24 protein-coding genes are annotated in these 23,741 nt (G+C 68.6%); 11 read left to right on the top strand and 13 right to left on the bottom strand.

Annotation, left to right across the window (positions count from 1 at the left end):
• Nucleotides 1-69: 69 nt before the first annotated feature.
• The 4 genes from ABZ909_RS29295 to ABZ909_RS29280 all read right to left on the bottom strand — a co-directional run bounded on the left by ABZ909_RS29295 (nt 70) and on the right by ABZ909_RS29280 (nt 5,443).
• Nucleotides 70-1,899 (bottom strand): long-chain fatty acid--CoA ligase, encoded by a 1,830-nt coding sequence (locus ABZ909_RS29295; protein ID WP_357005704.1) that lies wholly within the window; start codon nt 1,897-1,899, stop codon nt 70-72.
• 188 nt (nt 1,900-2,087) lie between these two features.
• Nucleotides 2,088-2,714, bottom strand: a complete 627-nt coding sequence (locus ABZ909_RS29290) for a GTP cyclohydrolase II (protein WP_357005701.1) — start codon at nt 2,712-2,714, stop codon at nt 2,088-2,090.
• A 155-nt stretch (nt 2,715-2,869) separates the two neighbouring features.
• The gene (locus ABZ909_RS29285; RefSeq protein ID WP_357005698.1) at nt 2,870-3,685 is read right to left on the bottom strand and encodes a GTP cyclohydrolase II; all 816 of its coding nucleotides are present in this window, start codon (nt 3,683-3,685) and stop codon (nt 2,870-2,872) included.
• Nucleotides 3,686-3,949: 264 nt separating this feature from the next.
• Nucleotides 3,950-5,443 (bottom strand): carbohydrate kinase family protein, encoded by a 1,494-nt coding sequence (locus ABZ909_RS29280; RefSeq protein WP_357005695.1) that lies wholly within the window; start codon nt 5,441-5,443, stop codon nt 3,950-3,952.
• 1,010 nt (nt 5,444-6,453) lie between these two features.
• Between ABZ909_RS29280 and ABZ909_RS29275 the strand changes: the two genes are divergently transcribed.
• Nucleotides 6,454-6,840 (top strand): hypothetical protein, encoded by a 387-nt coding sequence (locus tag ABZ909_RS29275; protein WP_357005692.1) that lies wholly within the window; start codon nt 6,454-6,456, stop codon nt 6,838-6,840.
• Nucleotides 6,841-6,966: 126 nt separating this feature from the next.
• On the opposite strand, the gene ABZ909_RS29270 is transcribed toward ABZ909_RS29275, so the two are convergent.
• From ABZ909_RS29270 to ABZ909_RS29260, 3 genes are read right to left on the bottom strand one after another with little or no spacing between them, the layout of a single operon-like run.
• Nucleotides 6,967-8,046: a quinone-dependent dihydroorotate dehydrogenase gene (locus ABZ909_RS29270; RefSeq protein ID WP_357005987.1), complete on the bottom strand. Its 1,080-nt coding sequence runs from the start codon at nt 8,044-8,046 to the stop codon at nt 6,967-6,969.
• An 18-nt stretch (nt 8,047-8,064) separates the two neighbouring features.
• Nucleotides 8,065-8,328, bottom strand: coding sequence for a DUF5703 family protein (locus ABZ909_RS29265; RefSeq protein ID WP_357005688.1), 264 nt, complete (start codon nt 8,326-8,328; stop codon nt 8,065-8,067).
• A complete protein-coding gene (locus ABZ909_RS29260) occupies nt 8,328-9,353 on the bottom strand; it encodes a hypothetical protein (RefSeq protein ID WP_357005686.1) in 1,026 nt (341 codons plus the stop codon). Before ABZ909_RS29260 ends, ABZ909_RS29265 begins: the two co-directional genes overlap by 1 nt.
• A 181-nt stretch (nt 9,354-9,534) precedes the next feature.
• On the opposite strand from ABZ909_RS29260, the gene ABZ909_RS29255 reads away from it, so the two are divergent.
• The 4 genes from ABZ909_RS29255 (at nt 9,535) to ABZ909_RS29240 (ending at nt 13,018) form a co-directional block, all read left to right on the top strand.
• Entirely contained in the window at nt 9,535-9,927 is a 393-nt protein-coding gene (locus ABZ909_RS29255; RefSeq protein WP_357005683.1) for a hypothetical protein, read from the top strand.
• A 105-nt stretch (nt 9,928-10,032) separates the two neighbouring features.
• Nucleotides 10,033-10,569, top strand: coding sequence for a hypothetical protein (locus ABZ909_RS29250; RefSeq protein ID WP_357005680.1), 537 nt, complete (start codon nt 10,033-10,035; stop codon nt 10,567-10,569).
• Complete coding sequence (locus ABZ909_RS29245) at nt 10,569-12,671, top strand: MMPL family transporter (protein ID WP_357005677.1); 2,103 nt, start codon at nt 10,569-10,571, stop codon at nt 12,669-12,671. Before ABZ909_RS29250 ends, ABZ909_RS29245 begins: the two co-directional genes overlap by 1 nt.
• Nucleotides 12,668-13,018, top strand: coding sequence for a YrdB family protein (locus tag ABZ909_RS29240; RefSeq protein ID WP_357005674.1), 351 nt, complete (start codon nt 12,668-12,670; stop codon nt 13,016-13,018). The genes ABZ909_RS29245 and ABZ909_RS29240 overlap by 4 nt, the downstream gene beginning before the upstream one ends.
• Nucleotides 13,019-13,070: 52 nt before the next feature.
• On the opposite strand, the gene ABZ909_RS29235 is transcribed toward ABZ909_RS29240, so the two are convergent.
• Genes ABZ909_RS29235 through ABZ909_RS29220 form a run of 4 tightly spaced genes read right to left on the bottom strand, consistent with a single transcriptional unit; the run spans nt 13,071 to nt 17,081 of the window.
• Complete coding sequence (locus ABZ909_RS29235; RefSeq protein WP_357005671.1) at nt 13,071-13,913, bottom strand: heme ABC transporter ATP-binding protein; 843 nt, start codon at nt 13,911-13,913, stop codon at nt 13,071-13,073.
• Entirely contained in the window at nt 13,910-15,067 is a 1,158-nt protein-coding gene (locus ABZ909_RS29230) for an iron ABC transporter permease (RefSeq protein ID WP_357005668.1), read from the bottom strand. Before ABZ909_RS29230 ends, ABZ909_RS29235 begins: the two co-directional genes overlap by 4 nt.
• Nucleotides 15,064-16,101 carry an ABC transporter substrate-binding protein gene (locus ABZ909_RS29225; RefSeq protein WP_357005665.1) on the bottom strand — a complete coding sequence of 346 codons (1,038 nt, stop codon included), beginning with the start codon at nt 16,099-16,101 and terminating at the stop codon, nt 15,064-15,066. The genes ABZ909_RS29230 and ABZ909_RS29225 overlap by 4 nt, the downstream gene beginning before the upstream one ends.
• A gap of 20 nt (nt 16,102-16,121) precedes the next feature.
• Nucleotides 16,122-17,081, bottom strand: a complete 960-nt coding sequence (locus tag ABZ909_RS29220) for an aldo/keto reductase (protein WP_357005662.1) — start codon at nt 17,079-17,081, stop codon at nt 16,122-16,124.
• Nucleotides 17,082-17,208: 127 nt separating this feature from the next.
• Between ABZ909_RS29220 and ABZ909_RS29215 the strand changes: the two genes are divergently transcribed.
• The 6 genes from ABZ909_RS29215 (at nt 17,209) to ABZ909_RS29190 (ending at nt 22,923) form a co-directional block, all read left to right on the top strand.
• Nucleotides 17,209-18,306: an undecaprenyl-diphosphate phosphatase gene (locus ABZ909_RS29215; RefSeq protein WP_357005659.1), complete on the top strand. Its 1,098-nt coding sequence runs from the start codon at nt 17,209-17,211 to the stop codon at nt 18,304-18,306.
• 16 nt (nt 18,307-18,322) lie between these two features.
• Nucleotides 18,323-19,057, top strand: coding sequence for a histidine phosphatase family protein (locus ABZ909_RS29210; RefSeq protein WP_357005656.1), 735 nt, complete (start codon nt 18,323-18,325; stop codon nt 19,055-19,057).
• Between the two features lie 26 nt (nt 19,058-19,083).
• Nucleotides 19,084-19,668, top strand: coding sequence for a DUF3090 domain-containing protein (locus ABZ909_RS29205; protein WP_357005653.1), 585 nt, complete (start codon nt 19,084-19,086; stop codon nt 19,666-19,668).
• A complete protein-coding gene (locus ABZ909_RS29200) occupies nt 19,652-20,449 on the top strand; it encodes an SCO1664 family protein (RefSeq protein WP_357005650.1) in 798 nt (265 codons plus the stop codon). Before ABZ909_RS29205 ends, ABZ909_RS29200 begins: the two co-directional genes overlap by 17 nt.
• A 170-nt stretch (nt 20,450-20,619) precedes the next feature.
• Nucleotides 20,620-21,858 (top strand): cysteine--1-D-myo-inosityl 2-amino-2-deoxy-alpha-D-glucopyranoside ligase, encoded by a 1,239-nt coding sequence (gene mshC, locus ABZ909_RS29195; protein ID WP_357005647.1) that lies wholly within the window; start codon nt 20,620-20,622, stop codon nt 21,856-21,858.
• Between the two features lie 183 nt (nt 21,859-22,041).
• A complete protein-coding gene (locus ABZ909_RS29190) occupies nt 22,042-22,923 on the top strand; it encodes a GNAT family N-acetyltransferase (RefSeq protein WP_357005644.1) in 882 nt (293 codons plus the stop codon).
• A gap of 10 nt (nt 22,924-22,933) precedes the next feature.
• On the opposite strand, the gene ABZ909_RS29185 is transcribed toward ABZ909_RS29190, so the two are convergent.
• The gene (locus ABZ909_RS29185) at nt 22,934-23,407 is read right to left on the bottom strand and encodes an SRPBCC family protein (protein WP_357005641.1); all 474 of its coding nucleotides are present in this window, start codon (nt 23,405-23,407) and stop codon (nt 22,934-22,936) included.
• Nucleotides 23,404-23,739: a metalloregulator ArsR/SmtB family transcription factor gene (locus tag ABZ909_RS29180; protein ID WP_357005638.1), complete on the bottom strand. Its 336-nt coding sequence runs from the start codon at nt 23,737-23,739 to the stop codon at nt 23,404-23,406. Before ABZ909_RS29180 ends, ABZ909_RS29185 begins: the two co-directional genes overlap by 4 nt.
• Nucleotides 23,740-23,741: the final 2 nt, after the last annotated feature.

Raw genomic sequence — 23,741 nt, 5'->3', positions numbered from 1 at the left:
CGGGCGCACAGTCGGCTCGGTGTCCCGCTCTCGCTACCCGGCGTGCGGTGAGCACGCCTGGATGGCGGGCTATTTCATGTCGACCACGCCGTCGGGGGCCGGGGTCAGGTACAGCGCGGCGATCTCGGTGGCGTACTTGGCCGCGATCGGGTTGCGCTTGAGCTTGAGGGTCGGGGTGAGTTCGTCACCACCGGGTTCCCAGCCCAGATCCAGGATGGTGAAGCGCTTGATCTGCTCCACCCGCGAGAGCTTGGCATTGGCCTCGGCGACCGCGGCCTTGATCTCGGCGACGATCTCCGGGTGCGCGGCCAGGGTCTTCGGCTCGGCGTCGGGGGTGCCCAGGGTCTTGGCCCGCACCACCGCGGTGTCGGGGTCGAGCACGATGAGCGCGGAGATGAACGGCTTGGCGTCACCGATCGCCACCACCTGGCCGACCAGCGAGGACACCGCCTTGACGGTGTTCTCGATATTGGTGGGAGACAGGTTCTTTCCCGCCTCGTTGATGATGAGTTCCTTCTTGCGGTCCACGATGCTGACGTAGCCGTCGCCGTCGATGGTGGCGACGTCACCGGTGTGCAGCCAGCCGTCGCCGTCGATGGCATCGGCGGTCTTGTCGGGCATCTTGCGGTAGCCGTGGGTGACGATGCCGCCGCGGACGAGCAGTTCCCCGTCCTCGCCCAGGCGAATCTCCACCCCGCGCAGTGGGACACCGACGGTGCCCGGCTTCGGCTTGGCCAGCGGGGTGTAGGTGCCGACGCCGGAGGTCTCCGACATTCCCCACACCTCGGTCACCGTGAAGCCCAGGCCCAGCAGGTATTCCAGGGTCTCCGGCGGGATCGCGGCCGCGCCGGAGGCGGCGACGCGCAACTCGTCGAAGCCCAGGGCGTGGCGCAGCTTGGACAGCACCAGCGCATCGGCCAGCTTGTGCTGCACATCCAGCAGCGGGCCACGGCCGGTACCGGCCAGGTCCGCGCGGGCGGCCTGCGCGCCGACCCCGAGCGCCCAGTTGGCCAGGGCCTTCTTCACGGGGCTGGCCTCGGTGGCGAGCTTGGCGTCGATCCCGGCCTTGATCTTCTGCCACACGCGCGGCACGCCGAAGAACGCGGTCGGGCGGGCGTCGGGCAGGGCGGCGGCGATCTCGCGCGGGTCGGGCACGCAGGTCATCTGCACACCGGTGAACAGGTTGGCGCAGTGGCCCGAAATCCGGTCGGCCACATGGGCGGCCGGCAGGTAGGACACCGAGCGGTCGTCGAGGCCCACGGTCAGCGGGCCCTCGACCAGGCCCACGATCTGGGCCACCACATTGGCGTGGGTGAGTTCCACACCCTTGGAGGGGCCGGTGGTGCCCGAGGTGTAGATCAACGTCGCGACATCGTCGGGCTGTACGGCCTGCCAGGCGGCATCGAAGTCGAAGTCCTCCTTCGGCGCGGCCTCCACCTCGGCCAGGGTCAGCGTGCCCGCCGCCGAACCCTCCACCAGCACAATGTGTTCCATCTCGACGCCCGCCGCGCGCACCACGTCCAGGAACGCTGGCTCGGTGATCACGACCTTGTTCTCGGCATTGGTGAACAGGTGCGCGATCTGCTCGGCGGAGCTGGTGTTGTAGATCGAGAACGGCGTCGCCCCAACGTGCAACGCCGCGGTATCGACCAGATTGAATTCCGGCCGGTTGGTCAACATGATCCCCACGGTGTCACCGCGCCCCACCCCCAGCCCGGCCAGCCCCGCCGCGATGGCGCGCACCCGCTCCCCGTACTCGCGCCAGGTGATCTGCTGCGTCCCCCCGACCGTCCGCAACGCCACCTGCCCCGGCCGCAGCGTCAATGTCTCCTGGAACGCCTGCGGAATCGTGTGAACGGTCTTCCCAGTTGCGTGCGCATACCCGATGTCAGTCGTCATAACCCTTTTCCCGATTGCCTCTCGCTTCACCCGCCACACGCGCACCCACCTGCGCGAACCCCGACGTCCGAGAGAACGACCAACCCGATCACGCGATGGCCACGCGCCGTCTGTGGCGCGGCTCACTCATCGTAACCAGACCATCACGGTTGTGTCGCGGGCTACATCGGCCACACCGGTGGCCGGAATTATCGATCGGGGCGATGCCCGGCGGAATCTCTGGTCCGCGAACGAAATCCCGCCGATCCTTCTCCCGCCGGGCGCGGATAGCTGTGGTTGGTGGTTCGCCGTTTGGCCTCCATGTACAGTGCCGCCCGCTCGCTACGCGGCTCGGTCACCAGCGGTACCGCTTCGACCTTCAGCCCTGCATCCTGTACGGCCTGCACTTTGTCCGGATTGTTGGTCATCAAACGCACCTCCCGCAGACCAAGATCGGACAGTGCATCCGCCGCATGGCCGTAGGAGCGAGAGTCGATGGGATGGCCCAGCATTCGGTACGCGTCGAAGGTGTCCGCCCCCGTCTGTTCGCCGGTTCGCAGCCCCATCGCCTTGACCACCAGGCCTTCGCCCCGGCCTTCCTGTTCCAGGTAAATGAGCACGCCCTGGCCGTCCTCGTCCTGGATCAGGTCCATGGCCAGCTCCAATTCCGGTCCGCAGTCACAATCGACGGACTGGAGGGCATCTCCGTAGAGGCACCGTGAGTGGATGCGAACCAGGCACCCATCACCCGGGTGGCCGAAGACCAAAACGTGGCCGAGGATCTGTCCGGCGGCACCATCGGGATCGTCGCGCAGTTCCACCACCCGCACCGGCATCTCCCGCCCCTTACGAGAGAGTGAATGCTCGGTCAGCTGAAGGTCTTCCACCGCATCCCCGTCGATAGTTCGCCTCGAGTAATTATGGACGAACCATCCGGAGATCCGCCGCCGCCTCTAGAAAATCGACGCAGCTTCGAACTCCGAAGATCGCTCTACCGCAATCGATTACGGGTGTTCAACGTGCGGACTCGGGCTGCCAGCAAACGACGTCGCGGCGACAGGTACCGTCCCGCAACCAGGCCGGCGGCGGCAGCGAATCCGACCGCGCAAGCAGCGAATCCACCAGCGGGGAGCACCGCAGACGGAACGGCGCGTTCCCAGACCGCAATCGCCGCCGGGCGCGCCGCAATGGCCAGTGCGGCCGAGGCCAGCCCGAAAAGGAGCAACGCCGCGGCGCTGCACACACGGTTGCTCCATCGATGAAGCCACCACCACCGCGGAATGCGGTGCCCACGGTGAACTCGTTTCGCGGCCAAGTAGTCGCGTACAGATTGGTTGCGTGGCTCGGTGACGAGAGGCACCGTGGTGATGACCAGACCTTCCTCGCGCAGAGCCTCTGCTTTGTCCGGATTGTTGGTCAGCAGCCGAATCGACTGCAAGCCCAACTGCAGGAGGGTTTCTGCAGCGTGGGCGTACGTGCGCGAGTCGGGCGGCAACCCCAGCGCCCGGTAGCTGGCGAACGTGTCGATGCCGCGTTCTTGGCTGAGGCGATAGCCGCGCGCCTTGTTGAGCAATCCAGCGCCTCTGCCCTCCTGCTCGAGGTAGACGAGGACTCCGTGACCTTCGCATTGGATCTGGTCCAAAGCCTCCATCAGCTCCGGCCCGCAATCACAGTCTTCCGACGCGAGGGCATCGCCGTACAGACAGCGTGAGTGGACACGGACCAGGCAGCCGTTCCGAGGATTGCCGAAGATTAGCGCATGACCATAGATCGCATTGTGGTTGACTTCGACGATCCGGACCTCCACATCATGTCCGCGACGCGTGAAACGGTGTTGCGGCTCAACCAATTCCGGCGCCCGAGCAGGGGTGCGCCAGGTCGACGGGCGGCACTCCTGTGTACCTGCTGTGTCCACGCGATCCCCTGCTGTCCTCGAGCGTTCCTTCGGATAGGCAAAAAGGCCCGTGTGACCGCGCGGAATTCGCGGCACGGACATGGGCCCGGCGCAGTCTAGCGCGACGGAACCCGCCGGGCTCGCCTTCGACACAGAGTTTGGTTACTGAAAGTTAGCCTAATCGCTAGGATCGCTGCCATCACGGGCAGCGAAATCCTCGACGCGCTCCATCGATGGCATAGCGTCTGCGTTGAAGACGGGTTCGGTCGCAGCCATTGCCGCCATCGCCCATTCGAAGTCCTCACGGTCGGCCCTTCGGCCAGATGTCACCAATCGGTAGGTCAAGGCCGAGGCGAAGGCTGATGCCGCACCGGCGGCGCCCGGCAACACCACCGGGGTCCGCGAGATCTCGAGCGGGGCATGACGGCTGCGATACACCGCGCAACGCGAGCCGTCGAGAACACATACGGCATCGGTGCCGAAGCAGAGTATCCGCTTTACTGCTTCATCGGACGATTCGCCCGGCCAGAGGCTCTCCAGCTCGGCCGGGGTACCGATCAAGTAGTCGATCGCGCGCAGGTAACGGTGGATGGCCATCGGAAGGACCTGCGCCGGTGACACATTCACGATCAGCCACGGAGCCTTCGCAGCCCCGCGACGGCCGGCCTTGAGTGCGTCCACCACGCGTAGCACCTGTTCCACGACGTCCACCGATTGTTCGAAGGTGATCACCACTGCCTTCGATTGGCTGATGACTTGACGGGTCGGCAAGGCATTCAGGTCGTCCTCATCCAGCCGGAGACGACTCTCCTTGAATGCGATTGCCCCGTACTGTCCGCTCAACGTCATGAGTACGGCGGTCACCGGCGTGCGAGCACGCAACTTGACCCGAATCAGGCTCGTATCGACATCGTTCTCCGTCAGGTAGTCCTGGACCCAGCGACCTTCTGCATCGTCTCCGACCGCGGTCATGAGCCTGACGTCGAGCCCGAACCTGGCCAGCGCCACCGCGCGATTCAAGCCCTTTCCGCCAGGGTGGCGACGGTGGTCACCCCACACCGACCTACCTACCTGTGGGATCTCCTCCACGACATAGATGTCGTCGATGACGGCGTCCCCGACGATCATCACAGTGCCGCTTCCGGGGGTGATCGGGACCGAGCCCGAAACCAGCAGCGTTGCCAGTGCGGTGAACGCCTGCGTCTCCGGTGCCCCTCGCAGACTCCGCACCGTCGGCGCCGGAGGAATATCGTCGGTCTGCCACGCCTCATGCAATTCGCGCCAACGCAGGGTGAGGAATCGACGCCGCTCACCGAGGTCGGGAGCATACAGATGCTCGAGATCGATTCCGGCGGGGGATGTTTCACGAAGCAGACCGAGGCAGAGCTCGGCATCGATGATCAGTCGAAGGGTGGCGGGCAATTGACCGGCCGCCTGGGAAATGACCGCCGACGCTGCTGCCTGGGGTGTCGTCCGGAGCCGGTGCGCATAGCGCCGCACGATGCTGAGTTGTAGGAGCGCGGTGGTGTCGATCTCGGTATTGTCCAGCCGGACCAGGCTGAGTCCCGAGCGCTTGCGCAGGCCGATGAGGATGCCGCGCACGGCGGCCATGCCGGGATCCTGAGGCACCTTGGCCGGACCGGCATTTCGAGGGGTCTCGTCGCTCGCCATCCGTCTCAACACTCGCCGTTCGACTCAACGGTACCGCCGGACAGGTTTAACGAACAGGGAAAACGTCAATTCCCTTGTCGCAACGGCAAATGCCGAACCATGACGGCAAATGCCATACTGGACTAGACGAAAGTCGTCCCCCTCCAGCTGGTTCGGAGGTCCTGATGCTGGGAGCGATTCTCCTGATTCGTCGCTTTCACCGCGGGGTACGCGCGGCGGCGGGCGAGCCCGAGACGGAGCACGACGGCGAAGTCGCGGGTATCCAGGCCGGCTGATTGGTTCTTTTCGTTTCAGCACAACCACATTCGTCTACGTTGTCGTCCGCTGGAATCGCGTTCACCACTCCTCGGCAGCGACTTTCACCGGCCGATCATCGCCAGTCGATCGGCCGGTTCGGGGCGTTCCGGAAACCGCCGGCCCTCTCGGCGACGACCCTCACGGAATCGGAGTCCGTCGTGATTTACGAGAGCAACTCATCGATCACATGCAGCGACAGCCCGGAATGGGCCCGGCGCCTGGCGAGGTGCCCGGAGCCGGCATGGGAGCTGAGCTGGCGACCTGAGCCACTGTTGACCAGGGAACAGGCCCGAGCAGCCCTCGAACTGACCGAGATATGCAGCGGCAGTGCCGAACCCGATGAGCATGCCGATGTGCTCGCCGCCGAGCTCGGGACCACGGTGCGACATGTGATGACCATATTGCAGCAGCGTCGGCGACAGAGGGGGGAACCTTCGCGATGATCTATTACTTCATGATCTATTACTTCGACGAGATGGGTGGCGATGGGAAGCGACATCTCGAAGTCTTTTCGGGCGGGGAGGAATTCGTGACACCGATGAAATACCGACTGATTGGAATGCGATGCGGGGAGGACATTCGATGAGGGGATGGCAAGGCCCGGTGCGGTTATCGACCGCGGCGGGCGGAAGATGGCGCGGGGGCGGAGATCCCGTGGCTCGCGTCCACGGCCTTGGGAGGACCTTGTGACTCTGGATATCACCGCGCGGGCCATGACCAGCGATCTCAGTCCCGAGTACGCGTTTCGGGTGGTGGGACGCCGGGAACGCGAGTGGCGGTTGAGTTGGTTGCCGCAGCAGCGGTTGTCTCGGGAGCAGGCACAGGCGGGGATGGAACTGGATGAGTTGTTGTCAGATCCTGCGGTTGTAAACAACGAGCAGGCGCATCTGGCGGCCGCGGAGCACGCGGCCCGGTTGGGGATCGGGGTGGATCGGGTGGTGATGCTGTTGGCGCAGCGTCTGGCCGAGCGCCTGCAGCTCGATCAGGAGCCGGGCCGTACCACGGACGTCGAGGCGCCGATACCGATTCTGATCGATTCTTCTCCCGGCTCGCGGTCACCCGCGCACGCCGGTGCTCGCTCACGGCATCTGTGGGGCTGATCGAAAAGCGTTGCCGCCGAGGCTCGACCGCCGCGCTGACCGGGAATCATGGTCGGCGGGTAGGGATCACCGCCCACTGCACCCGGCCGGACGGAACGTCGCGGCCAGGCGAGCGGAACTGTACGGTCAGGCGCTGGTTTTGTGTTCAGCGCCGACGGCTTCGGAGAGGTTCGTGTAGCCGTGGGTGCGGAGTTTGGCGGCGAGGCCGCGGTGGATTCGCTTGGCCCAGCAGGGGCCGCCGTAGATGAAACCGGTGTAGCCCTGGAGGAGGGATGCACCCGCCAGGATACGTTCCCAGGCTTGATCGGCGGTTTCGATGCCGCCGACCGAGATCAGGGCGAGTTTGTCACCGACTCGGGCGTAGAGGCGGCGCAGGACTTCGAGGGAGCGGTCGGCGACGGGGGCGCCCGAGAGGCCGCCCGCACCGATCGGGTCCACTTCGGAGGCGGGGGTGCGCAGGCCGTCGCGGCGGATGGTGGTGTTGGTGGCGACGATGCCGGCCAGGCCGAGTTCGACGGCGAGGTCGGCGACGGCGTCGATGTCCTCGTCGGACAGATCGGGAGCGATCTTGACCAGGACGGGGACCGAGACGGTGTCGAGGACCGCCTGCAGGATCGGGCGAAGGGAGGTCACCGCCTGCAGGTCGCGCAGGCCGGGGGTGTTGGGGGAGCTGACGTTGACGACCATGAAGTCGGCGAGCGGGCCCAGCAGCTTCGCGCTGATGGCGTAGTCGCTTGCGGCGTCCTCGGGTTCGACGACCTTGGTCTTGCCGATGTTGGCGCCGATGGGGACGCCGCCGGGCAGCCGCGCCGCCAGGTGTTCGGCGGCGGCGGCCGCACCGAAGTTGTTGAAACCCATGCGGTTGATGAGCGCCCGGTCCGCGGGCAGGCGGAACAGCCGAGGGGTCGGGTTGCCGGGCTGGGCCTGGGCGGTGACGGTGCCGATCTCGGCGTAGCCGAAACCGAGCGGGCCCCACGCGTCGACGCCGTAGGCGTTCTTGTCGAAGCCGGCGGCCAGACCCAGGGGCGCGGGGAAGTCCACGCCGAACACGCGGGTGCGCAGGATCGGATCGTCGGCCACCAGCAGCCTGCCGGTCAGCGCGCGGCCCGGGGCGAAACGGGTCGCGAGCCGCATGGCAGCGAAGGCCAGGTGGTGGATGCGTTCCGGCGGCAGCAGGAACATCACCTTCAGCAACAGGCTGTACAGGCGCTCATACATAGGGGGTTACATCACCGCCTCGGGTGTCGGGGATAGCAGGGGGGTCTTGCGGCGGCGCAGTAACACGCGACGGCTGCCGTCGGTGTAGGCGCGCACCCGCGACAACTCCCAGCCGCCGTATTCGGCGTGAATGGACAGCCGCATGGAGGCGGTGACCCTGCTGATGCCGGGCGGCAGCCGCAGGGGCACGTATTCCCACTCGTCGCTGGATTCCTCCCAGCCCTCCGGTAATGTGCGCGATTGGTGCGCCGATCGTGAGGCCCGAGCCATCACTGCCCTCTCTTCCGCTGGTTCGCGCCGATCCGTTGCAGACCGTCACCGGTCGCGGATCCCACGAACATGTCACCGGTGCGACCGTCGATGGTCACCGCGTTGGGCTGGCGCACCGTCGGGTAGCGCCCCACCTCTACCGGTATACCCGTCGACAGGTCGTAGCCGACGACTTCATTGCTGCCTGTCAGCGTCACCCACACGGTCTCGGACCGCTGATCGTAGGCGAGTGCGTAGGGCGAAGAGCCTACCGGGAAACGCTGGTGCAGGACCAAGGGATCGGCGGTGTAGACCAGCAGTTCCTGCCCGGCGGTATCGGTGACGATGCGGCGCCCGAAGTGGTCGCCGATCATGTTCGATGCCCCGTCGCCCGCGCGCAGCGACAGCCCGAGCTTGCTGGTGCCGTCGAGCTGGACGATGGCGGTCTGGCGGCGATCGAGCACGACCACCGCGCCGTCACCGGCCTCGACAGCATCAGCGGAGGACAGACCCGAAATGCTGTGGCGCACAGTGCCGTCCGCGTCCAGCAGCAGCACCTTGCCGTTGGCCAGGCCCGCCACCAGCGAGCCGTCGGAGCGCAGTGCCACCGCGTGCACGTCGCCGTCGATCGTGATCTCGCTGACCTTGGCCGAGGCGGCGTCGACCCGAAGGATCTTGCCGGGCACCGCGACCAGGATCTCGCCGGGCTTGCCGAGGGCCAGCGAGGCGGCCTTGCCCGGCAGCGGGACATCGGTGGTCTTGTGGTTGCCGGGCGTGGCGTTGTCGGTGAGCCGCAGTACGGGCGCGTCGCCGACGATGGTCGCCGCGGCCAGGATTCCGGTTGCCGGTTCGGAGACCAGCAGCGAGATCGGGGTGCTGGGGGTCACCTCCCCGGCGGGCGCCGCGGTGGCCGCGGGCGCGGCGGCGGGGGTGGCTGGGTCGCGAGTGGCGTTGTCGGCGTTGTTCTCCTGGGAGGAACAGCCCGCCAGCAGGGTCACCACGGTCACACCCGCGAGGGCTGAACCGATCCAGCCGCGACGGCGCATGCAGCGAACTCCTTACTGACCGAACTGACCGACGAAATCATGCGTGCTCTCTTATCTGACCATGATCCGTCACCACACCCCACAAGCGGGGGTCTTCGCGGCGGCGTGGCGCGCGCCTCCCGGGCCGATTTGCATGATGTGACATGGGCTTTCGGTGGCGCTGTCGGCCGGTGCGGTTACCGTGGATGGCAAAAGCGTGCTGTATCAGGGAGATCTGTTGGTAGCCGACCACACCTCGGGCTTCACCGTCGAAGACGTAACCGTGGGTCGTTACGCACACGGGTACGGGGTCACCGCGGACGGGCGGTCCTTCGCGTTCCGCACCCACCGCGCGACCCTCACCCTCGAGATCTACCGGCCCGGGCTGACCACCGCCGTACCGGGCCCGGAGGACGTCGAAGCGGTGGCGCTGGCGCCGGTGACCGATATCGATCTCGACGACGAGCGCAGCGTGGTGGCGCTGGTACGCGATCTGATTCCGCAGGCCACGCCGGTGCCGGCCGCGCAGCCGCGGGAGGCCATCACGGTGCGGGCGCTGCTGGGCCGGCTCAGCGCGGTCATCGACGGCAGGTGAGCCGGCCGCGCGGATAGCGATGTCTGTGACACAGGAATCATCCTCGGACGCAGCGCGTGACAAACTAGCGGCACACAACCGCAGTTCGAGCTGACGAGGATGTTGATGCGACTTCGACGACCGGCCGCCGCCGCGCTCCTGCTGATCGTGCTCGGCGCGTCGATCGCCGCGTGCGGCGGCTCCGACGACGAGTCCAAGGTGGCCCAGGCACGGTCCTCGGCCTATGCGGCGCTGAGCTCGTCCTCGCAGGCCGCTGCCGCGCAGAGCAGCGCGAACAAGCCGTCGATCCCGACCGCCGCGGAGCTGGACGCGCAGATCAAGAGCGCGCTGGATCCAAATCTGCCCGACAGTGACCGGACCGCGCTGATCGAGGACGGTCAGGCGTTCAAGGACGCCATCCCGGACATGTACAAGGCGCTGGCCGATCATCCGCGCGCGGTGTACGGGGTCAAGGATCCGGTGTTCGACAATCACGACGGCACCCTGACCGCGACGCTGAGCCTGGACAAGGACGGCACCGGCACCGATGTGCGCACCACGGTGGTGCATTTCGTGTACAAGGACGGGCGCTGGAAGATCTCGCGCACCGACCTGTGCGGCATTCTGCGGTCGGCCGACTACAAGACCGCGGCCTGCGGCTGATGCTCGAGGCCGGATCCCTGCGGTGGGGGCGGCTGATCCACCGTTTCCGGTTCGCGGTGTTCGCCGTGTTCGGGCTGGTGGTGCTGGTGTCGGGGTTCTACGGGCGGGACCTCGGCGATCACCTCACCCAGGAGGGCTGGTTCGACGAATCGAGTCAGTCGGTGGCGGCGTCGAAGCTGGCCGATGCCACGTTCGGGCGCGACACCGACGCGGATCTGATCGCCATCTACACCGCCCCGCCCGGGCTGACCGTCGACGACGAGCCGGTGCGCTCGGCGGTGGCGGCGGAGTTGACCCGGCTGCGCACCGAGCATCCCGATCGGATCCTGAAGATCGACTCGTATTGGGACGGCGCGCTGATGGGGCAGTTCGCCGACGCGTCGCGCACACACGCCTTCGCCAGCATCGGGCTGCGCGGGCGCGGCGGCACCGACACGGTCGACAACTATCTGGCCATCAAGAGCGAATTCCACGCGGGCGCAACCGGTTCCGGGCCGGGCGGGACGACGGTGCAGCTGGCCGGATTGCAGCCGGTGGTGGAGGGCATCAACACCGGCATGCAGGACGACATCCACCGGGCGGAGCTGATCGCGCTGCCGCTGGTGGCGATCCTGCTGTATTTCGTGTTCGGCGGCGTGGTGGGGGCGCTGCTGCCGGTGTTGATCGGCGGCATGACGATCCTGGGCAGTCAGGGCATCATGCGGCTGCTGACGAATCATCTGCAGGTCAATGTGTTCGCCTCGGCGGTGGTCACGCTCGTGAGCCTGGGGCTGGCGATCGACTACGGGCTGTTCGCGGTGACCCGGTTCCGGGAGGAACTGGCGGCGGGCCGCAGTGTCGAGGAGGCGACCGCGCGGACGGTGGCGACGGCCGGGCGGACGGTGTTGTTCTCGGCGGCGATCATCGCGGTGAGCCTGGGCGCGTTGTTCATCTACCCCAATGGTGTGCTGCGGTCGGTGCCGCTGGGCGGTATCTCCTCGGTGCTGCTGGCGGCGGTGCTGTCGGTGACGGCGCTGCCGGCGGTGTTGTCGATCGTGGGGCGGCGTATCGATCTGTGGGGCCGGCACGGGCTGGCCAGTGTTCGCACCGCCGAGCAGATCGATGCCGGATTCTTCTCGCGGCTGGCGCTCTTCGCGATGCGCAAGCCGTGGCTGGTGATCGTGCCGGTGGTGCTGACACTGCTGGTGCTGATCCTGCCGTTCCGCAGTATCGAGTTCGGGGGTCTGAGCGAGCGGTATCTGGCGTCGGACAATCCGGCCCGGGTGGCGCAGCAGGACTTCGACCGCGTGTTCCCGCAGTTCCGCACCGAGCCGTTGAAGCTGGTGGTGGTGGGCGCGAATCCGCAGCAGCTGTCGGATATCCGCTACGCGGCCGATCAGATGGTCGGCCCGGAGATGACGGGGCCGTTCGATCCGGCCGCGCCGACCAAGGATCGGGTGACGGTGCTGGCCAGCGGGCTGCGCGACAAACGCGACGCCGACAGTGTGATCGCGGTGCTGCGCTCGATCCCGCAACCGGACGGGGTGCAGGTGATGGTCGCGGGTGTGCCCGCGCTGGAACGCGATTCGATCCAGGGGCTCATCAGGGGGCTGCCGCTGCTGGCGGCGATCCTGGTCGTCGCGGCGATCGCGTTGATGTACGCGGCGTTCCGGTCGCTGGTGCTGGCGATCAAGGCGGTGGTGATGAGCGCGCTCAGCCTCGGCGCCACCCTGGGGGTGCTGACCTGGATCTTCGTGGAGGGCCACGGCGCGGGCCTGTTCGATTTCACGCCGGGCCCGCTCATGTTCGCGGTGCTGGTGCTGATCGTGACGGTGCTGTTCGGCCTGTCGACCGACTATGAGGTGTTCCTGCAGTCGCGGATGGCGGAGGCGCGCGCGGCGGGAGCCGGTGCGCCCGAGGCGATCCGCTACGGCATCGCACACACCGGCGGCGTGATCACCTCGGCAGCGGCGATTCTGATCGTGGTGACCGGGGCGTTCGGGTTCTCGGATCTGGTGCTGATGAAATACATTGCCTACGGCATGATCGCGGCACTGGTGTTGGACGCCACCGTGATCCGCATGTTGTTGACTCCTGCGGTGTTGAAGTTGGTCTGGCGATGAGCGTGCTCAAAGGCGCGAACCTGTTGGTGATGTTCCTGCTGGAACTGTTGGTGCTGGGTGCGGCGGCGGGGTGGGGTTTCACCGTGTCGGCCCCGATCGTGGTGCGGGTGCTGCTGGGGCTGGCGGCCCCGGCGGTGTTCATCGTGGTGTGGGCGCTGTTCGGTGCGGCCAAGGATGCCCGGTTCCCGCAAACCGGTTGGCGGCGCGTGGTTTTGGAGGTCGTGTGGTTCGGCGCGGCATCGGTGCTGCTGGGCCTGGCGTGGACTCCGGTGGCGGGTGTGGTGATGTTCGCGGTGTGGCTGGGCAACGGCGTGCTGCGGCTGCTGTGGGGTCAGCAGCAGCTCTGATCCCTGCCGCCGTGCGGGCCGAATGTGCGTGGCCCGCACGGGTTTCGGCGGGTCAGCCGCGGACGGGCAGCACCAGTTGCGCGCCGGTCACCGGGTGGTCGAAGACGTCGACCGGGTGCTGGTAGACGCGGGTGAGCAGTCCCGGGGTGAGGATCTGGCGGGGCGGGCCGTCGGCGGCGATGCGCCCGGCTTCCAGGACGGCGACCCGGTCGGCGTAGGCGGCGGCCACACCGAGGTCGTGCAGCACGACCACGACGGCCGCGCCCGCGGCGGCGCGCTCGCGCGCCAGGTGCAGCACCTGCTCCTGGTGGCCGAGGTCGAGTGCGGCGGTGGGCTCGTCGAGCAGCAGGGTCGCGGTGTCCTGGGCCAGTACCCGGGCCAGGGCGACACGGGCGCGTTCACCGCCGGACAGGGCCGGGAAGGGTCGGGCGGCGAAGCGTTCGACGTCGGTGGCGGCCATGGCGGCGGCGATGCGGGCGTCGTCCTCGTCCTGGCGCGGGGTGCGCGCCCACGGTGAGCGGCCCATGGCGACGACCTCGCGTGCGCTGAACGGGAATCCGACGGTGTGTGATTGCGGCAGCACCGCGCGGCGGCGGGCCATGTCGAGGTGGGTCCAGTGGGTGAGGGCGTGCCCGTCGAGTTCGACGCTGCCGCCGGTGAGTTCGAGTTCCCCGGCGAGCGCGGCGAGCAGGGTGGATTTGCCCGCGCCGTTGGGTCCGACCAGGGCGACGATCTGTCCGGCGACGACGGGGAAGTCGATGCCGGTGAGGACGGTGCGGTCACCGCGCTTGACGCTGACATTGCGGGCGCGCAGCGTGACCGCGCCCGGTTCGGGTGGTTCGGGCAGGTCCCGGGTGCGGGTGAAGACCGTGGCCAGGTCGCGCAGGCCGCTCATGCCCAGCCTCCCGATCGTGAGCGGGTGCGGCGCAGCAGCCAGAAGAAGAACGGCCCGCCGACCAGTGAGGTGATCATGCCCAGCGGCAGGTCCGCATTGTGGACCAGGGCGCGGGCGCCGATGTCGGCGGCGACCAGCACGACCGCGCCGACGATGGCCGACAGTGGAATGAGCACGCGATGCCCGGGTCCGACGAGCATGCGCACCAGGTGCGGCACGATCAATCCGACGAACAGGATGATGCCGGTGAAGGCGACACCCGCAGTGGCGAGTACGGCGACGACCACGATGATGTTGCGCCGCAACCGTTCCACGTCGACGCCGAGGTGGCGGGCGGCGGATTCGCCGAGCGACAGCAGGTCCAGGCGCGGCGCCATCCAGACCGCAGCTGCGATCCCCAGCAGGGTCAGCGGCCACACCACGTTCACCGCCTGCCAGGTGGCGCCGTTGAGGCTGCCCATCTGCCAGAACACCAGCTGATCGCGCGCCACCGGGGACGCCTTGAACAGCAGGAACGAGATCACGCCACCGGCGAAGGCGTTGATGGCGACGCCGGTGAGGATCAACGTCACGACCTCGGTGCGCCCGTTGGACCGCGACAGCAGATACACCAGCAGCGTGGTGCCGAGGCCGGCGACGAACGCGCCCGCCGCTACCGACCAGGCGGCCGCGAATGCGCCACCGATCACGATGACGGTGCCCGCCCCGACCGCCGCACCCGCGGACACGCCGATGACACCGGGTTCGGCGAGCGGGTTGGCGAACACGCCCTGCAGCAGCGCGCCCGCGGTGGCCAGGGCGGCGCCGACGAACACGGCCAGCACGACGCGCGGGAACCGCACCTCCCACAGGGTCACGTATCCGGCGGGATGTCTGGGCATCGGCCCCCAGTTCAGGCCGATGCGGTGGAAGACGCTGCCCGCGACTTCGGCGGGGCTGGTCGGCACCTGCCCGATGGCCGCGGAGATCAGCGCCAGCACCACCAGCGCGGCCAGGGCCGCGGCGAAGATCAGCGTGGTGCGGGCACGGCCGCGCCGACCGGCCGGTGCCGGATCGACACTGGCCGGGAATTCGTGCGCGGCAACCGATTCCGGATCCGCTGCGGCGCCGGGCGCGGTGGCCGAATCCGGTTGCGAGGCTTGCGGGTCGGTCATGCGTTGGCGGTACCGTAGACGGCCTTGACGAGGGCGGCCAGGACGCGGCCGGTGTCGGGGCCGAAGGACAGCAGCACGGCGTCGGACATGTCGACGACGCGGCGGTCACGTCCGGCGGGGGTCTGGGCGACGCCGGGGATCTTCTCGAGGCCGGCGATGCCGCCGACGGAGGCCAGGCCGTCGCTCATGAGCAGGAAGACGTCCGGGGCGGCGGCGATCATGGCTTCGCTGGTGATGGGCAGGAAGTCCTGGGTGATGCCCGAGGCGGTGCCGGCGTCGATGCCGCCGAGGGCGGTGATGAGCGAGTCGGCGCCCGAGCCGCGTCCGGCGATCATGGTGATGGCGGTGCTGCGCAGGTACAGGAACGCGATCTTGGGCTTCGAATCCTGGTGCGGCACCGAGGCGGTGGCCGCGGAGATCTCGTCGCGGGTGCGCTGGGCCAGGGCCTTGCCGGCGTCGGGGACGCCGAGCGCGGTGGCGACGGCCTGGATCTGGGGGACGACGCCGTCCATGGTGCGCTGCGGGTCGAAGTAGACCACGGTGATGCCCAGCGCCTTGAGCTGCTCGCGCAGGGCGGGGGTGACGGCGGTGGTGTCGGTGAGGAACACCGTGGGCCGCAGTGCCGCAACCGATTCCACGCTCAGGGTGCCCGCGCCGCTGGAGACGGTGGGCAGGTCCTGGACGGCGGGGAACGCCGCAGAGTTGGAGCGGCCGACCAGTTTTGACCGGAGGCCGAGCGCGACGACGGTCTGGGCGAGGGTGCCGTAGCGGTCGGCGGCGATGATGCGGCTGGTGTCAGTGACGGTGACGTCGCTGCCGTCGAAGGACTTCACGGTCACGGGAAGCACCGGGGTGGGTTCGGGTCCGATCGCCACCGGGTCGAGGTCGCCGACACTGGCCGTCACCGGGCCGCGGGTGCCGCCGGTGCCGGGGGTGCCGCTGCTGCAGGCGGTGACGCCCGCGACCAGGCCGATGCCGAGCAGCATGATCAGCAGCGTGCGGGCGGCCGAGCGGGCATTCACGAGACACCTCATGCAGGTAAGGTTAGCCTTGCTCATTCTGTGCGTGCGCTCACGTCTCCCAGTGCGGCGGTGATGGCGCGCGGCAGCTCGAGGGTTTCGGCGGCCAGAATCCCGGTGAGCTGCCCGATATCCCGCGCCCCCACCAGCATCGTCGCCACCGCGGGCTGATCGCGGATCCAGGCCAGCGCCACCGCCAGCGGTGAGGTGCCCAGCCCGTCGGCGGCGGTGACCACCGCGTCGACCACCCGCACCGCGCGATCGTCGAGATGGGCGGTGATCTCGGCGGCGGTGGCCTCGTCGGCGCCGCGCGAGTCGGCGGGCACGCCGTCGCGGTATTTGCCGGTCAGGATGCCCCCGGCCAGTGGCGCGGTGGCGATCAGGCCGATGCCGTGATGCTGTGCGGCGGGCACGAATTCGTGTTCGACCCCGCGCGCGAGCAGCGAGTATTGAGTGGTCGCGGCGGTGATGGGCGCCGCGGCCGCCAGGGTGGCCAGCTGCCAGCCGTCGTAGCCGCGCGCGCCCGCGTAGCGCACCCGCCCCGAGCGCACCGCCCACGACAGGGTGTCGGCGATCTCCTCGAGGGGGGTGTGCGGGTCCCAGGCGGCGACGGTCCACAGGTCGAGGTGGTCGGTGCCGAGCTGGCGCAGGGTGTGGTCGAGCTGGCGCATCATGGTGCGCCGGGAGGCGTCGACGGTCCAGCGCACGGCGGCGGGCGCTTCGGCGGCGGCGTCGCTGAGTATCGGTGTGTATCCGGCACTTCCGGACAGCACGAGGTCCTCACGCCCGACCTCGGAGAGAAGTTCGCCGAGAATGTGTTGCGCGGCGCCGTCCCCGTAGGCCGGGGAGGTGTCGACCAGGGTGCCGCCCGCTTCGACGAACGCCATCAGCTGGGCGGCCGCGTCCTCGGCGTCGGTTTCCCTGCCCCAGGTGTGGGTGGCCAGCCCGAGCCTCGAGACCCGCAGTCCACTGCGGCCGACCGTCCGTTGTTCCATCACCGCGCTTGCACTTTCGTCACACGCGTCAGCCTAGGCCCACCTGTCGCATCTGCTGGGCTACGGCCCGCGGCGAGCGCGGCGGGTCGGTGCCGGGCCGTGGCGATACCTCGGATTTCCCGCATGCATGTCCGAATTCGGACATCCGCCCGGTAGGGTCGCTGCGGTGTTGCGGCGCGGACGCGCCGGGGCGGTAGCGATTCGGGCGCGGTGTAGCGCCGAAATCCGCACCGGGAGCCGACGATTCGGGACTGGAGGGTGTGTGGGCGGGTCGATGACGTGGGTGCAGGCGCTGGTGCTGGGCCTGGTACAGGGTGTGACGGAATTCCTGCCGATCTCCTCCTCGGCGCATCTGCGCATCACGTCGGCGGTGTTCTTCGGCGACGATGCGGGCGCGTCGTTCACCGCGGTCACCCAGCTGGGCACCGAGGCGGCGGTGCTGGTGTACTTCGCCAAGGACATCTGGCGCATCCTGGTCGCCTGGTGCACCACGATGTGGTCGAAGGTGGCCGCGCCGCAACGGGTTTCGGTGCCGGTGCCCGAGCGTGCGACCACCCGGCTGCCGGTACTGACCGAGGACGGGCGCTTCTCCTTCGGCCCCGATCCCGACATGCAGCGCGAGCTGGACTATCGGATCGGCTGGTATGTGATCATCGCCACCGTCCCGATCGGGGTGCTGGGCCTGCTGCTGAAGGACCAGATCCGTACCGGCGCACGGAATCTGTGGCTGGTGTCGGTCATGCTGATCGTGTTCGCTCTGGTGATCGCGGCCGCGGAGTACTACTCGGGCAAGACCTACGGTCGCCGGCGCCGTCCGATCGAGCTGCTGACCACCCGGGACGGTCTGATCATGGGACTGGCGCAGTGCCTGGCCCTCATTCCGGGCGTGTCGCGTTCGGGCGCAACCTCGTCGGCGGGCCTGTTCTGCGGGCTGACCCGGGAGGCGTCGGTGCGGTTCTCGTTCCTGCTGGCGATCCCGGCGGTGGTGGCCTCGGGCCTGTTCAGCCTCCCCGATGCGTTCGAACCCGCTGGTGAGGGCCTCAATGCGTCGGGTCCGCAGCTGCTCGTGGCGACCATCGTGTCCTTCGCGGTGGGGTATGCGTCGGTGGCGTGGCTGCTGAAATTCGTGGCGCGGCACTCGCTGGACTGGTTCGTCGGTTACCGCATCCTGCTGGGGTCGACGGTGATGGCGCTGCTGGCGACCGGCGTCGTGTCGGCGACGTAGCCAGTAGGCTGTCCCGGTGACGGTGATCCTGTTGCGGCACGGCGTGTCCACGTCGAATACCGCCCGCACCCTGGCCGGCCGCAGTGCGGGCGTCGATCTGACCGACCGTGGACGCGAACAGGCGCAGAGCCTGATGGAGCGGCTGGGATCACTGCCCGTCGAACACATCGTGTGCTCGCCGCTGCTGCGCTGCCAGCGCACCGTCGCACCCCTGGCCGACAAGCTCGGACTCGAACCCGAACCCGACGAACGCCTGCTCGAGGTCGACTACGGCGACTGGACCGGTAAGGCCCTCGCGGACCTGATGGGCGAGCCGTTGTGGAAGGTGGTGCAACGCCACGCCTCGGCCGCGACCTTCCCCTCCGGAGAGTCCTTGGCACAGGTGCAGTTTCGGGCCGTGTCCGCTGTCCGCGAACGGGATCGGCAGTTCGCGGCCCGGCATGGTAGCGATGTGTTGTGGATTGCGTGCACGCACGGCGACGTCATCAAATCGGTGCTGGCCGACGCGTTCGGCATTCACCTCGACGGGTTCCAGCGCATCGTGGTGGAGCCGGCGTCGATCAGTGTCATCCGCTACACCCCGACCGCCCCGTACGTGTGGCGGGTCAACGACACCGGGACGGACCTGTCCGGGTTGGCGGCGATTTCACCGCGAACCGGCGGCGAATCGCGCTCGGGGCCGGTTCCCGGCGGAGAAACGGGTACCACCGACAGTACGGATAATGGGGTAGCGGAACGCCCCGATTCATAAGTGTGAGTGAACCGAATGGAGGTGCAATGGGCCGAGCAATCCATATCTTCCGCACCCCCGATCGTTTCGTCGCCGGCACCGTCGGCGAGCCGGGCGACCGCGCGTTCTACCTGCAGGCCGTGCAGGACCCGCGGGTGATCAGCGTGCTGCTGGAGAAGCAGCAGGTGAAGGTGCTGGCCGATCGGATGGGTCTGCTGCTGGACGAGGTGCAACGACGCTTCGGCACCACCGTGCCGCCGCAGGCCGCCGATGTGGCCGACACCGCGCCGTTGATCACCCCGATCGATGCCGAATTCCGGGTCGGCACCATGGGTTTGGGCTGGGACGCCGACGCGGGCGCGGTGGTGGTGGAACTGCTGGCGATCACCGAGACCGAGGTGGACGAATCGGTGGTGCTCGACGACACCGAGGAGGGCCCCGACGCGGTGCGGGTGTTCCTGACCCCGGTACAGGCACGCGAGTTCGCGCTACGGTCGGCGCGCGTGATCGCCGCGGGGCGCCCGCCGTGCCCGCTGTGCGGGGAACCGCTGTCGTCCAAGGGGCACATGTGCGTGCGCACCAACGGCTACAAGCGCGGTGACATCTTCGGCTCCGATGAAGTCGAGGAATGACGGCGTGAGCGACGACGGGCTGCACACCGCCGAGCTGACGGTGATCGGGCAGGTCACCACCGCCAGCAATGTCACGCTCGTCTGCGAGGCCGACGGTGCGGGGCTGCGTGTGGTGTACAAGCCGGTGCGCGGGGAGCGGCCGCTGTGGGATTTCCCCGACGGCACCCTGGCCGGGCGGGAGGTGGCCTCGTATCTGGTGTCGGAGGCGATCGGCTGGGGCGTGATCCCCGAAACCGTGTTGCGGGAGGGGCCCTTCGGGCCGGGCATGGTGCAGCGCTGGATCGACACCGCCGAGGATGCCCCGGGCCCGGATCTGGTGGATCTGGTCCCGGTGGATGCGGTGCCCGAGGGGTATCGGGAGGTGTTGCGGGCGCTGGATCCGGGTGGGCATCCGGTGTCGCTGGTACACGCCGATGATCCGCGACTGCATCGAATGGCGGTGCTGGATGTGCTGCTCAACAATGCCGACCGCAAGGGCGGGCACGCCCTCGAGGGGCTCGACGGGCGGGTCTACGGTGTCGATCACGGCATCTGCCTGCACAGTGAGCCGAAGTTGCGCACGGTGTTGTGGGGCTGGGCCGGTGAGCCGATCGGGGACGAATTGCTCACCGACATCACGGTTTTCGTCAAGGCACTGCCCGGTGAGCTGGGCGATCGGCTGGCGGAGTTCCTCACCGACACCGAGATCGACGCGCTCGAGACGCGCGGGCGGGCACTGCTGGAGGAACCGGTGATGCCGAGGCCGGTGAGTCAGCGCCCGATTCCCTGGCCCGCGTTCTGACCCGGCCGGCCGCGCGGTCGGCGGCGACGTTCGCATCGTCGTGATTGCAACTCTTGACACCCTCGCGCCCGCGACTAGGGTGCTGGTCGGCCACGGCGGGCGGGTGTCGCGCGGCACACCGGTGCGGGGGCGGCGGCGATGGGGTGCGATCACAGCGATAACCTCGATTCATGCAGTCCTGGTCCGATATCGCTGTCCCGACCGTCCCCGGATCCGGACCGGCGTTGCGGTTGTTCGACACCGCCGACAAGCAGGTGCGCCCGGTGACCCCCGGTGCCACCGCGACGATGTACGTGTGCGGCATCACCCCCTATGACGCGACCCATCTCGGGCACGCGGCCACCTACCTGACCTTCGATCTGGTCAACCGGTTGTGGCACGACGGCGGGCACGAGGTGCACTACGTGCAGAACACCACCGATGTCGACGATCCGCTGTTCGAGCGCGCGCAGCGCGACGGCATCGACTGGCGGGAGCTGGGCACCCGGGAGATCAACCTGTTCCGTGAGGACATGGCCGCCTTGCGGGTGATCCCACCGCGCGACTACATCGGCGCGATCGAGTCGGTGCAGGAGGTGGTGGAGCTGGTCGACAAGCTGCTCGCCTCGGGGGCGGCGTACGTAGTCGACGATCCGGAGTACGCCGACATCTACTTCCGTCACGACGCGACCGAGCAGTTCGGGTACGAGTCCGGCTACGACCGGGCGACGATGGAGCGACTGTTCGCCGAGCGCGGCGGGGATCCGCAGCGGCCGGGCAAGCGGGATCCGATCGACGCGCTGCTGTGGCGCGCGGAGCGCCCGGGTGAGCCGTCGTGGCCGGCGCCGTTCGGGGCGGGCCGTCCCGGCTGGCACATCGAGTGCGCGGCGATCGCGCTCAACCGCATCGGCACCGAGTTCGACGTGCAGGGCGGCGGCAGCGATCTGATCTATCCGCACCACGAGTATTCGGCCGCGCACGCCGAGGCGCTGGTGAAGGGACGCCGCTTCGCCCGCCACTACGTGCACGCGGGCCTGATCGGGCTCGACGGCGAGAAGATGTCGAAGTCGCGCGGCAATCTGGTGTTCGTGTCGAAGCTGCGCCGCGCGGGCACCGACCCGGCCGCGATCCGGCTGGGGCTGTTCGCGGGCCACTATCGCGCCGACCGGGAGTGGTCGGATGCGGTACTGGCCGAGGCGGTTTCGCGGCTGGAGCGGTGGCGGGCGGCGGTGGCGCTGGAGTCGGGTCCCGAGTCCGGTGACACCGTGGCGCGGGTGCGGCGGCATCTGGCCGACGATCTGGACACGCCGAAGGCGATCGCGGCGATCGATGCGTGGGCGCAGCAGGCGCTGGCCTACGGCGGGCCCGATACCGCGGCGCCGGGGCTGATCAAGGACACCGTCGACGCCCTGCTGGGTGTGGCGCTCTGAGCCGTCCGAGAGCCTGAATCGAACGCGCGAGCCCGGATCCGGGCTCGCGCGTTCGTGTTTCGGCCGGTCGGCGTTCGGCGACGGGCCGGGCGGGCCGGTGGTTCGAGAGAAATGGGTCGACTGCTCGCTGCCGGTCCGAGGATGCTGGCCTGCGGGTGTCGTTGTCGGTGAGGAGGATTGCCTGTGGTTGCCTCGGAGTCCGGTCGCGGCGAGTGGTCGCTGGCCGCGGCGCGTTTCGCGCGGGAGACCGATCGGCTGGTGGAGTGTGCGGCGTTCTATCGGGAGATCGTCGGGCTGACCGAACTTGCCGCGTTCGAGGATCATGCCGGTTACAGCGGGTTCGTGTTCGGGATGCCGGACGCGTCGGCGCAGCTGGAGCTGGTGCGCCGCGAGGGCGCGCCGCCGCCCGCACCGCGTGGCCCCGAGCATGCGGTGGTGTTGTATCCGCGGTCGGGGTTCGCGCGGTTGCGGGCGCGGCTGGCCGATCATGGTGTGGCCGAGGTGGTTCCGGACAATCCGTATTGGGTGGCGGCGGGGGCGTTCGCGGTGCTGGATCCGGAGAAGTGGATGCTGATCGTGGTGCCGCCGGCGGCGGGGGCGGTGCGGATCGAGGAGTTCCTCGGTGATCGCGCCGAGATCGCTTGGTCGTTCCGGATGGCCGAGGATTCCGAGCAGTTGCTGGCCGGGTATATCGGCCGGGGGCGGGTGTGGGTGGCGCGCAACGACTCCGGTGTGGTGGTCGGCCATGTCCAGGCCGCGCCGGGGGCCGGGGAGTCGACCTGGGAGATCGTCAATACCGCTGTGGCGCAACCGGTGCGGGGTACCGGGGTGGGCAGGCGGTTGATCGATCGGGTGGTGGCGGCGGCCACCGACGCCGGGGTGCGCCGGCTGGAGGTGGCCACCGCCACCGCCGATGTGGGGAATCTGCGGTTCTATCAGCGGTGCGGTTTCCGGATGACGCGGGTGGTGCCCGATGTGTTCACCCCCGCGGCCGGGTATGCGGAGGAGATCCTGGTGGACGGGATCCGGTTGCGCGATCAGGTGTGGTTCACCCGCCTGCTGTGAGAGTGCCCGCTCAGGCGGCCACGACCTTGGCGTAGTTGTCGCGCAGCCCGGGCCAGCCGTCCGGGGAGCCGACGGCGTCGCGCATGGATTCCCAGCCGGGACCGTGGTTCTCGAAGCCGGAGTGCACCAGGGTGACGGCGGTGTGGCCGGGGTCGAGGGCGGTGAAGGTGACATCGACGCGGCTGGTGCGGGCCGGGTCGGATTCGGGTTTCCAGCTCAGGTCGATGTCCCAGGAGAACGCGAAGTGGGTGTCGGGTGACCACACCAGCACCCGGCCCCACGGACATTCGGTGCCGTCGGCCTCGCGGCCGTAGAGGCGGCCGCCGACGTGGGGTTCGACGACGACTTCGGCCAGCGGGCCGGAGCCGATGTGGTGCTCCCGCGGCCACCAGCTGTCCATGCCGGTGGTGAAGACGCGGTAGGCCTTGTCGAGGGGGGCTTCGACGGTGAGTTCGACGGTGACGGTGTCGGTGTGCTGGGTCATGACTGCTCCCGGGTGTTGTCCTGCTGGGCTTGGCGGTTCACTTCGTCGCGAAAGGCCGACAGCGCGGTCGACCAGAAGTGGGTGAAGTACGCGCGCAGCGCGTCGATGCCGCTGGGGTCGAGCCGGTAGACGCGTCGGGTGCCGACGGCTTCGTCGCGGACCAGTCCCGCCTGTTTGAGCACCTTGAGGTGCTGGGAGACGGCGGGCCGGGACACGGGAAGTTCTCGGGCGAGTTCGCCGACCGCGCACGGGCCTTGGCCGAGGCGTTCGAAGATGGCTCGCCGGGTCGGGTCACCGAGGGCGTCGAGAGCGGCGCTTTGGTAAGTACCCACGA

Origin of the sequence: Nocardia sp. NPDC046763 (assembly GCF_040645495.1) — a bacterium.
Taxonomy (GTDB): domain Bacteria; phylum Actinomycetota; class Actinomycetes; order Mycobacteriales; family Mycobacteriaceae; genus Nocardia.
The sequence above is the reverse complement of the archived record's forward strand: the minus strand, read 5'-3'. Positions and strand labels throughout refer to the sequence as shown.

Coding starts and splice junctions, on each gene's coding strand:
- ABZ909_RS29250 (WP_357005680.1), top strand. CDS start 10,033: ATGCGACTTCGACGACCGGCCGCCGCCGCGCTCCTGCTGATCGTGCTC.
- ABZ909_RS29265 (WP_357005688.1), bottom strand. CDS start 8,328: ATGGCTCGGGCCTCACGATCGGCGCACCAATCGCGCACATTACCGGAG.
- ABZ909_RS29220 (WP_357005662.1), bottom strand. CDS start 17,081: ATGGAACAACGGACGGTCGGCCGCAGTGGACTGCGGGTCTCGAGGCTC.
- ABZ909_RS29280 (WP_357005695.1), bottom strand. CDS start 5,443: ATGGCGAGCGACGAGACCCCTCGAAATGCCGGTCCGGCCAAGGTGCCT.
- ABZ909_RS29225 (WP_357005665.1), bottom strand. CDS start 16,101: ATGAGGTGTCTCGTGAATGCCCGCTCGGCCGCCCGCACGCTGCTGATC.
- ABZ909_RS29185 (WP_357005641.1), bottom strand. CDS start 23,407: ATGACCCAGCACACCGACACCGTCACCGTCGAACTCACCGTCGAAGCC.
- ABZ909_RS29245 (WP_357005677.1), top strand. CDS start 10,569: ATGCTCGAGGCCGGATCCCTGCGGTGGGGGCGGCTGATCCACCGTTTC.
- ABZ909_RS29275 (WP_357005692.1), top strand. CDS start 6,454: ATGACCAGCGATCTCAGTCCCGAGTACGCGTTTCGGGTGGTGGGACGC.
- ABZ909_RS29290 (WP_357005701.1), bottom strand. CDS start 2,714: ATGCCGGTGCGGGTGGTGGAACTGCGCGACGATCCCGATGGTGCCGCC.
- ABZ909_RS29235 (WP_357005671.1), bottom strand. CDS start 13,913: ATGAGCGGCCTGCGCGACCTGGCCACGGTCTTCACCCGCACCCGGGAC.
- ABZ909_RS29205 (WP_357005653.1), top strand. CDS start 19,084: ATGGGCCGAGCAATCCATATCTTCCGCACCCCCGATCGTTTCGTCGCC.
- ABZ909_RS29215 (WP_357005659.1), top strand. CDS start 17,209: ATGTCCGAATTCGGACATCCGCCCGGTAGGGTCGCTGCGGTGTTGCGG.
- ABZ909_RS29230 (WP_357005668.1), bottom strand. CDS start 15,067: ATGACCGACCCGCAAGCCTCGCAACCGGATTCGGCCACCGCGCCCGGC.
- ABZ909_RS29295 (WP_357005704.1), bottom strand. CDS start 1,899: ATGACGACTGACATCGGGTATGCGCACGCAACTGGGAAGACCGTTCAC.
- mshC (WP_357005647.1), top strand. CDS start 20,620: ATGCAGTCCTGGTCCGATATCGCTGTCCCGACCGTCCCCGGATCCGGA.
- ABZ909_RS29240 (WP_357005674.1), top strand. CDS start 12,668: ATGAGCGTGCTCAAAGGCGCGAACCTGTTGGTGATGTTCCTGCTGGAA.
- ABZ909_RS29200 (WP_357005650.1), top strand. CDS start 19,652: ATGAAGTCGAGGAATGACGGCGTGAGCGACGACGGGCTGCACACCGCC.
- ABZ909_RS29260 (WP_357005686.1), bottom strand. CDS start 9,353: ATGCGCCGTCGCGGCTGGATCGGTTCAGCCCTCGCGGGTGTGACCGTG.